Below are 8804 nucleotides of genomic sequence, written 5' to 3'. Positions count from 1 at the left end.
TCATCATTAATAATTGGAACTATTTTTAATTTATAATTTATATCTCTTTTAAAACCTTCAGGGATGGCAAATCCTTCATTCATACCATAATCAGCTCTACCTAGTTTCAAATCAGCAGATTTTTCATCATCAGGGTTTACTAGATATACCATAACAGGTGTTACACAGCCTGAACTGATATTGAATTTCCCTTTATCTATAAAAACATTAACGTTAATCAAATTTAAATCTTCTGTCAGTTTAAATTTTAAAGTTGATTCTTTTTGAATATTATTTTTGGTATTTGTAGCAACTAATTTTAAAGTATGTTCCCCAATTTCTAATTTTGAAGTATCAATAGAAATATAAGGAGCATTAGCAAAATAATACTCTTTATTATCAATAAACCATCTAAAATTAAACAAATTTACCCAATTATATGATGTATTATCTTTTTGGACTCCAATATAAACAGGTAACCCCTTAGCAAAAGAGGCTTCTATTTCTGAAATATTAAAAGTAAATGGTGCAGAAGGTTTTACATATACAGAGCCTAAACTATATTCATAGCTTTCATCGTTAACTGTATAAGTTAATTTCATTGGAATACTTTTTTCTTTATATTTTTCCTCTGAATCAAACCCATTAAATATAATTCTGTACGATTTGTTTGTCCCTGAATTATTGACTTTATTTATTTCACCTTCAATTGATTCAGATTCGCCATAATATAATGTACAATCTGTTATTTCACTATAGCTATCAACTGTTAAATAAATTGATGATATCGACTCTATTTGAGAAGAATCAAAATGAACATCAATATATGGCCTATAATCTATATTTACACCATCATAAGTACCTGCTACATATGATCTATCACCAAGAAGTCTTACAGGAATAGAACTTAAAAAACTATTTGTGTCTTCAGCACTATATAATCTTACAGAATAAAAACCTCCACCTAATTGGGGAATTGCAACAGTACTACCTAATTGAATAAAATTTTGACTGTTGTAAGATGAAGTAACATCTATGTCATTTAGACTATTCGTGTCACCGATTTTAAAGATCTTTGCAAATAATTTTTTGTCATTAGGTACTTGAAAATCTAAAATAATAGAGCCCTTGATATCTTCTTCAGAAAAAGAGAAATTTAAATTTTGAACCTTTCCTGGTTTAATATCTATTTCTTTATCTTTATAAACAATAGTATCACCTGATTCATTTTTTGCAAAAACTCTTACCCAGTTATGGCCAGATTCTAATTGAAGAGTTTTACTATTATTTTTTCCATTCTCAATATAATCAGTAATGTATGGAGCAGAATACTCCTTATTAAAAACATTTATATTATATTTTACAACTTTAGCAGAGATGCTTTCGCCAGAAGTTATACTTCTTGAGAGAGAACTATTAACAGTAATTACTAGTTCTCCTTTTGTAGGCACATCATTATTCATAGAGCAACTTGAAAGAAAAATTAATGCAGTTAATAGAACAATTAATATTTTTTTCATTTTGCATACCCCCATAATTTTTTATCAACTTTTTTTGCACCAACTAAAACATTATTGATGTAAACTCTTACTTCAATATTTTCTATCTTATCGTTCAAGAAAGACCATTCTTTTGAACGACCTACATATTGATTTATTTCACCATTGTTTATAGTAGCTTTTGTATAATACCAAATAACAGTTGCAGCTTCAGGAATACCATCAACATATAATTCTGTGATAGCATTTTTTTCATCTACTTTTTTATAAATATCCCATTCAATATCCTCAGGGATTTTATTATCAATACCTATTTCAATAAAACTTCCAGCATAAATTGTTGTAGTAATATCAAATGTTTTTCCGTATTCTACAACTGCACTTGTTTTATTTACTTCAGCAGATATTTCATTTTTATCAAAGTTATAAAGGTCAATTATATATGTTCCAACAGGTACTTTTAATTCAGGATTCATATTCTTTTCAGAAATTATTGCATCGTAAATAATGTTATTATCAATAAGCTTTAAACTAACTGTTTTAGAACCCAATAACCCATTAAGAGTGGTAGTAATTTTAACAGTACCTAGCTGAGTTACATTAATATTAAAAGTAGTATCTTTATCTAACACGATTTCACTATTATCAAGTTTAACATCAAGATAAGCATCTTCGGTAGCAACATTAATATTGTAAGTTCCTACTTTTAACTCTATTTGCTCAAGTTCAGAGTCCTTAGTAATTTCAATTTCTTTTACCTTTTCATCATTCTGAGAAATTGTAAGAAGTAACTTGCTATCAGCAAGCTTACTAATATCATTTACATTTAAAATAACTTTTGCATATTTCTCAAAAAGTAAATTTATAGAAGAAGTTTCTCCATATACTACATTTATTGAAGACTGAAGTATGGTATATTTTACATTTCCATCTGTTGGAGATTCTATCTTAACTGTATATTTACCTTCTTTAAGCTTAAGATTTTTTTCAGAATCTTTACTAAAATCAAAAGTAATATTTTCACCTTTTTCAGGAGTAAATATTATTTTTACAATTTGATCACCCAATGAAGAGATTAAATCTTCTTGTGCCACAATCTGAACACTTGAATACTTTTGTACATCCAATTTAATAGTTTGTGTTTGACCTTTAGTGATAGAAAAATCTGATTTATCTGATACAACTTTAATCATTTCGTCTTCATCTTCACAAATTTCAAGTTTATAATTTCCAACAGGAAGATTATATGAACCATCAGTTGTAACTACAAATACTTCTTTATCATCTTGCTTAATAGAAATACTTGGGAATGTAAAAGATGTTGCTAAAAACTGTACTCTTCCAGCGTCTACTAATTCAATTGGAAGTTCTGATACTTTATCATTTTCTACTGTAATAGATGAATTTGTACAATTAGCAATTAGTGAATCAACACTACTTTTTACTTCAACAGAATATACACCAGGCTCAATGAAATAATCAATGTTTTCACTGTTTTTGTCATAATTGATTCTGATAGTTGTATATTCTTTTTTAAGAGTAATCAATAATTTATCATTTTCTAACTTACTCAAACTATCATCAGATAATTTAATATTTAAAATACCAGCTTCCTTTTTTATTACTTCTAAAGAATTGGTTTTATCTACTTCAACAGTAAATTCACTAATATTTACATCAACAAGGAATCCTCTTGTTTTAGTAACTTTTACTTTATAATCACCTGGGGTTAAATTAAAAGTAAATGAGCTTTGAGCTTTTGATAGCTCAACATTACGTACAACTAAATCTTCTTTTGCAGCTAAATAAATTTCTACTGCAATTTTTTCATCATCTGCCAGCAACTTTGCTACATCATCTGATAATTTTACTTCAACTTTTCCAGTTGGTAATTCCGTGTCATTTGGACCAGGACAACCTGTAAAAAGAAGTGTAAATGCAAGAATAGCAAATACAACCAAATGAATCTTTTTCATTATTATTCCTCCCATTTAATATCATTTATTAATATTTAGAAAAACCACAATCAGTACATATCTTATAAGCCTTACCCTCTAAGTCAGTCTCATCCTCAAATACATGCTTTCCATGATTTCTCATTTCTCCACAATTATTAGTGCATTCATGCCAATGGTAATTTTCTGATCGTTTCCAAATATCATTAGGAATATTGTGACCAGTTTTCAAAATCACAGTATCCTCATAGTCCACAATAGAAGGATTTTCATCCAATGAAATATAAAGACCAAATTTACTATAATACTTATATCCTGTAGATCCATTTTGAGTACAAGAAGCTGCTACAGGTGTTTGTACTAATGGTTCTAAATCTTTAGTACTTCTTTTATAACTACATATTTTGCAGTACTGCTCTGCATTACCATCTACAATATTCCAAGATCCAAAGTTATGGACACTTAAATTAGAATCATAATAAGAACATACTATGCACTTTTTACTATGACCACTCTCATCTGAATAATATGAGTTGGAATCAAATTTATGAGCTTTAGGAATAATTATGGATTCTTTAGATATTTCCTCTTTTCCTAATAAATCAGAAAAAAGCTTGTTACAATTTATACATTCATAATGAGCTTTATAGCCATCTTCATTACAACTAAATGCTTTTTCTTTTTCTTCAATAATTTCGTGATTTAATATAGGAATTATTACATCCTTTTCATCCAATAAAGATTTTCCATCAAAGGCAAAATATAAAGTTGTATTACCATCTGTAGATTTCCAACATTTTTTTAATCCTTCAGAATAACAAGTTGCTTCTATATCATTAGATATTTGCTGATTTGACCATTCTTCATTATCAATTGAATAATCACAATAGTCACATTTTTTTCCGGCAACTAAATAATCTAGATATTTCCAAACACTTAATGAATGCCCAATTCTTTCTTCTTGATTACATTTGCTACATTGTCGGTAATGATCACTTTCATCATATTGCCAATCACTAAACTTATGTCCAGTACTTTCGATTAGTGGAGGAGCTAAAAGAATTTTACTAAAATCTGAATTAAAATAGAATTTATAATCCTCTCCTTCACAAATCCAATATTCATCATTTGATGGAGTAGTGCAAGAGCCCTCTTCTTTTTTGATATTTGTGAATTTGCCTTCAGCATTATTAACAGTATAACCACAGTTATCTAAACAAACTCTTTCAGCTTTTCTTTCTTCTCCTTCAACAATTTGCCAATTTGAAAGTTCATGATTAACAATCTCATCGGATTTATAACCACATGAGCATCCTTTATTATGGCCTTTAGCTCCATTATTAATCATAATATTCATTACATGAGGCAAATGCTCATCTTCAAAATCACAACGAGAACACTTTAACCAGTGATTATCTTCGTCTTTTTTAATAACAGATAAATCATGTCCTTTTTTTTCGATAACTAAAGTAGTAACGTCATCAATTTTTGTTAAATGATCTGGAGTAAAGAATTCTTTATGTACTTCACAATATGAAAAAGCTTTATTACCATCTTCTGTACAAGTTGAATCATGTTTTGGAGATTCCTTCCATACACAACCTTCTGTTACTTCTTCATACTCACATACTGAACATACGTGATAGTATTTATTATCAGTGCCGAGTTGCCAATCCCCAAAATTATGTTGCTCTAATCCATATTTCTTATTACAATCTAGGCATTTTCCTTCATGTCCATTTTCATTTTTAATCCAATTTCCATAATTATGGACATCATTAAAAGGCTTTTGTACTGGTTCTATAATATTATTTTCACACTTTTCATCTGAAAAATACAATTTACAGTTTAAACATAGATAATAAGATTCATATCCATGAGATGAACAAGTTGACTCTGTTTCTGAATAATATTTTGGTTTATGACCTGTTTTTTGTACTTTAATATTTGATATACTTGAAGAACCATCAGATGTACCATATATGTTATTGCAATACTTACATATATAATGCGCAATAGAGCCGTCCTCTGTGCATGTAGGTTCTTTCACTGGAACATATATTATTCCATCTCTATGGCCTAACTTATTTATTATTACATCACTTTTAGTTGTAGGCTTTGTGCATTCTTTATCCAAAAAATAACTATTACAATCGCTACAAATATAATATTCTAAGTTTCCATCATCCAAGCAGGTAGCTTTTTTTGCATCAATTTTATTCAAAGGTGTATGAACAATATTCCTATCAATTGTTCCTTTTATTGCAGAAGTAACCCGATCAAAAACTTTATGAGTGTTATATATTAATCCACTATATAAATTAATATTTGCATTAGCTTTTTCTGGTTCAATAATATCTAAGAACTTTACCGTTCCACCTTTTACATCCATTTTAGATTCAGAACCAAATGAAAAGACACCTGAAATAGATGATTTATTTATATTACTTCCCTCAATTAATAGAGTTGAATTATTCCCTACCTCGACAGCTTTTGGGTTCTCTCTTAAATCTTCAACCATTAAGTCTGATAATACTAAAGATGTATTATTTAAAACAAAAACAGACTTATCTAACTCAGAATTATTTATTTTTAAAGTACCATTCTGAATCTTTACTTCATCACTTCCCAATATAGTTACATTATTATTGTTATCAAATTCATAGACATAGCCTGCTAAGTCAATAATAAGATTTCCTTTAAAACTTGTAGGAATTAAAATAGATGTCCTTTGTTTTTTTTGTATTTTATCAGCAACAACATCTTTTAATAATGTGATAGTTCTATCGGAAGAAATTTCACGGGATGAAGATGAAATATAATTTATTCCATCTTGAATTGTTGCAAAGTATCTACTTCCAACATAACATATGGCATCTTCTTGACGGAAAGCATTTTCCCCATTACAAGATATTATCAATACTAAAACAATAATAGTTATTGCTTTGAATAATATTTTTTTCATTATCTATCCCCTTTTGAGCAAAAGGCATAAGAAAGCCCTATTGAACCAGAAGTATTTAAACTAATGGAATCAATAAATTTGTCTGGATTAAAATATTTATCTCTTTGAATAGAAGCAGAAGCATGCATATTTATGGTTAATGAAATTTGTTTATTAAACCAAAAATCAAAACCCAAATCAGAACTAATCACTGGATATACATAAGTTTTATTTTCTCTAAATACTAAGCTAGCACCACCACCTATCATTAGATATGGTGCTATACCTTTTTCATCATAAATTCCGAATCTATATTTTATTTCAGGATCATATTGTAAATAATTATGGTTACCTAAATTATATTTTGAAATATTGTTATCAAAAGAAAAGCCATTAGCCTTTTTTACTGGTAAAAAGAATGATAACCTAACTCCATATCCAAGAGGTGAACTAATAATACTCTTTGTTTCCACCATATACACATTTTCATATACAGCGGAACCCATGACAGAAATTTGTGTTTTTCTTGGATTAATGATTTCTTTTTCAAATGCAACAATTATACCATTTTCAACTTTATCAAACCAACTGATAGAATCACTTGAAGACTGAATAGCAAAGACTTTTAATGTATCTAATACTACACCCTCTTTATAATTGCTTGTACTTGTTCCAATATGTTGCCAATCCCCTCCATCGATACTATATCTCACAGATTTTGCAGCTGGAACAGGATTCCATTCCCACGAAACGTAATAGTTGTCTTTATTATCATTATCGATAACGATTAAACTTGCTTCAATACTTTCATTCCAATTTTCATTATCATCGGATATTTCAAAGTAAATTGTGTTATTCTTTTTGTAAACAATAGAAGAGAGATTTTCGCTCTTATTTTCTATATAATTCCAATTACTATCATTAATCTTATATCTTACATAGTTTGAATTATTGAAATATTCACCAACATTCCAATTTATATAATATGTTTTAGCAGATATTGAAAATAATAAGAAAACAAAAAATACAATGGATATTATTATTTTCTTTTTGAATCCACTCATGCAATCCCTCCATTTACAATAACTGGACCTTGGAAAATAGTAGATATACCTAATAACTACACCTAATACCCCCCCCAGACCGTCCTAAAAGTCCATTTTATAACCAATTTTTAGTGTTATAATTGCTCACCAGAGCATCATAGAGGGCTTTTGAGAGCACCTTTTTACAAATATATATTTTATTGGGGTAAAAAAAAGAGGCCTTATATTCAAGCCTAAAAAGTATTATTTACAAAAACTTGTGGTTTTACCACTATTTCCCCATTATTTACCTAATGCGGTCATTAGAGTTTTTGTTGAAAATATCGAAATTAATCTTTTAAAGTTATAACCAAGAGCAGTAAGACATATCTCTGCTTTTACTTTTATTTTGCCTTTTAATAGAAAATGGTCACCATTCATATATCTTTTTATAGTTCCAAATGGATGTTCAGAAAGACATTTGCGGTTATCTAATTTATCTCTATCTGGTTTAAACCTAAAAACTACTTTCTTTTCAACTCCAACTTGTTTTTTGGTTATCACAGCTTTTGGAATCTCAGCTATTTCTTCATCTTTTCCATCAGTTCTAAAGTTTGCCTTCTTTATTCTACTTTCTTTAGTAAAATCTATTTCTTTCCATCTAGTTGTCTTAGACTCTTTAAAGCACTGTTCTTTAAAAGGGCATTTAGAACATGCAAGTTTATTTGCATACCTTATACTACCTTTAGCTTTTACTGATTTGCGTCTTAGTATTCTACCAGCTGGACAATATACTCTATCGGCTTTTATATCTCTAACAAAATAACCTGTAATTGCTAAATCTATCTTTTCCTCATCTGTTAAATTATCAATCCCCATTGGATCTTCTTTACTAACATCAAAGATTTTTGAAGTCTTTACTTTTGCATTTCCTTCTTCATCTTTTTCAACTTCAAGACAGTTTTTATAACAATTTGGAACAACTCCAGCATGTAAGCATTTCTTTATATCTTCGCTTTTAGTAGAAGCTTTTTCTTCTTCACTTATTTCTTTTTCTTCATAGTCAAAGCTTAATTCTATTTCCTTCTTGTGTACTTTATAGCCTTCTTCATTTTCAACTTTTGAAAGAAATACATTTGGCTTTATTCCATTTTCTAAACATGCTGCCATATCGTCAGGTTGTTCATAACCATTATCTGCAACGATTTCTACTATTTCTCCATCTTTTTTACCACATCCAAGAGCTGTTTGCTCTATTAACCCATGGTCTGTACAATGGTTTGTTACTTCCACATTTTCTATCATGTGACTTTCACTATCTACTGCTGTTTGAACATTAAAAGAAGGATTATATCCACCATAGTGGTTTTTCATTAATCTTGAATCACTATCATTTTCGGCA

5 protein-coding genes are annotated in these 8804 nt (G+C 28.9%); all 5 read right to left on the bottom strand.

Translation table 11 applies throughout. The features are described 5' to 3' along the window. On the bottom strand, positions 1-1499 hold a 1499-nt coding region (locus tag SOY52_RS07440), incomplete at its 3' end, for a hypothetical protein (protein ID WP_320848332.1). Continuing rightward, a complete protein-coding gene (locus tag SOY52_RS07435) occupies positions 1496-3454 on the bottom strand; it encodes a hypothetical protein (RefSeq protein ID WP_320848331.1) in 1959 nt (652 codons plus the stop codon). The genes SOY52_RS07440 and SOY52_RS07435, both read right to left, overlap by 4 nt. Before the next feature lie 28 nt (positions 3455-3482). After that, complete coding sequence (locus tag SOY52_RS07430; protein WP_320848330.1) at positions 3483-6398, bottom strand: hypothetical protein; 2916 nt, start codon at positions 6396-6398, stop codon at positions 3483-3485. Then, complete coding sequence (locus tag SOY52_RS07425) at positions 6398-7441, bottom strand: hypothetical protein (RefSeq protein WP_320848329.1); 1044 nt, start codon at positions 7439-7441, stop codon at positions 6398-6400. The genes SOY52_RS07430 and SOY52_RS07425 overlap by 1 nt, the downstream gene beginning before the upstream one ends. Positions 7442-7705: 264 nt before the next feature. After that, the coding region (locus tag SOY52_RS07420; protein ID WP_320848328.1) for a transposase at positions 7706-8804 on the bottom strand (1099 nt) is incomplete at its 5' end.

Source organism: Bullifex sp. (assembly GCF_034103065.1).
Taxonomy (GTDB): domain Bacteria; phylum Spirochaetota; class Spirochaetia; order Sphaerochaetales; family Sphaerochaetaceae; genus Bullifex.
The sequence above is the reverse complement of the archived record's forward strand: the minus strand, read 5'-3'. Positions and strand labels throughout refer to the sequence as shown.

Excerpts from the sequence above, each read along its gene's own strand:
- SOY52_RS07435 (WP_320848331.1), bottom strand. The coding sequence starts at position 3,454 with ATGAAAAAGATTCATTTGGTTGTATTTGCTATTCTTGCATTTACACTT.
- SOY52_RS07430 (WP_320848330.1), bottom strand. The coding sequence starts at position 6,398 with ATGAAAAAAATATTATTCAAAGCAATAACTATTATTGTTTTAGTATTG.
- SOY52_RS07425 (WP_320848329.1), bottom strand. The coding sequence starts at position 7,441 with ATGAGTGGATTCAAAAAGAAAATAATAATATCCATTGTATTTTTTGTT.